The sequence below is a fragment of the Brevibacterium sp. S22 genome, from assembly GCF_004745485.1.
Lineage (GTDB): Bacteria > Actinomycetota > Actinomycetes > Actinomycetales > Brevibacteriaceae > Brevibacterium.
In genome coordinates, this window is the sequence record NZ_RHFG01000069.1 from 1 (window position 1) to 1,035 (window position 1,035).

Annotated in this window: 1 protein-coding gene; it reads right to left on the minus strand. The window is 61.6% G+C overall.

Annotation, left to right across the window (positions count from 1 at the left end):
* Window positions 1-1,035: integrase catalytic domain-containing protein (locus EB835_RS20180; protein ID WP_135811198.1), on the minus strand; the 1,035-nt coding region annotated here is incomplete at both ends.

Consider the following 1,035-nt stretch of genomic DNA (forward strand, 5'->3'; position numbering starts at 1 on the left):
CGAGGACCTGTCGCTCCAGGGCCGCCGGTTTGATCCGTTTGAACGCAGCATTCATCGTGATGATCGGGCGTTTGCGCATGGTCTCGTGCGCAATCGCTCGCTGGTGGGGCGTCTTCGGCTGGTCGTGCTTCTTCGAGACTTTAGCTCCGTGGCGGGTCTTGGAGATGAGTTTCTGTTGTGGGAGCAGATAGTTCGTGAACACTCGGTCGAGTTCCCAGATCTGGTTGAGCAGCTCGAGTTCTGCTGGCGTGTCGTAGCGGAGGTAGCCGACGAGTTCGCGGACTCTGGCCCAGTTCTTCTGCTCGACATGAGCGCCATCGTTCTTGTTGCCTGCCCTTGACCGGGTGAACGTGATCTCATGGTCGGTGCAGTAGGCCAACAGGTGTTCGTTGATGAACTCTGACCCGTTGTCGGAGTCGATGCCGATGATCGGGAAGGGGAAGACGCTGATGACGTGCTCGAGGGCTTCGAAGACCCATTTCGCGGCTTTGTTCTTCACCGACCTGTTCACCGTCCAGCCTGTGCTGATATCGGTCACGGTCAGGGTGAAGCAGTACTCGCCGGCGGCGTTGCCGCCCTCGTGGCCGACGAGGTCGATTTCGACGAACCCGGGCACCGCGTCGTCCCACTCCGCCCAGGTGCGGATCGGGATCTGTGACTTCAACAGGGATCCGGGCTTGGTGTGGGACCGGCCCCGGGGCAGCATCTTCTTCCGCTCGCCGGCGAGCTTGCGATCGATGGTCGCCGCACTCATCTTCATGAGCAGGTCTGCTTGGGTATCGGTGATGTCGAGTTCTTTGTCGCGGCGCAGCATCGGTACCAGAGTCGGCAGCATCGCGGCCAGGAGGCGTCCTGCCGGTGCTCGCAGTACCGCCCAGCAGGTGATCAGCGCTGGCATCAGGTCGGGGCCATAGACGGGTTTCCGGCCCGGTTTGGGTTTGACGATGGTCGGGGTCAGCGCGTTCCTTAACGCTTGGCGGGCGTAGTCACGATGCCAGCCGGTGAGGTCGACGAGTTCATCGAGGATCCGGGTCT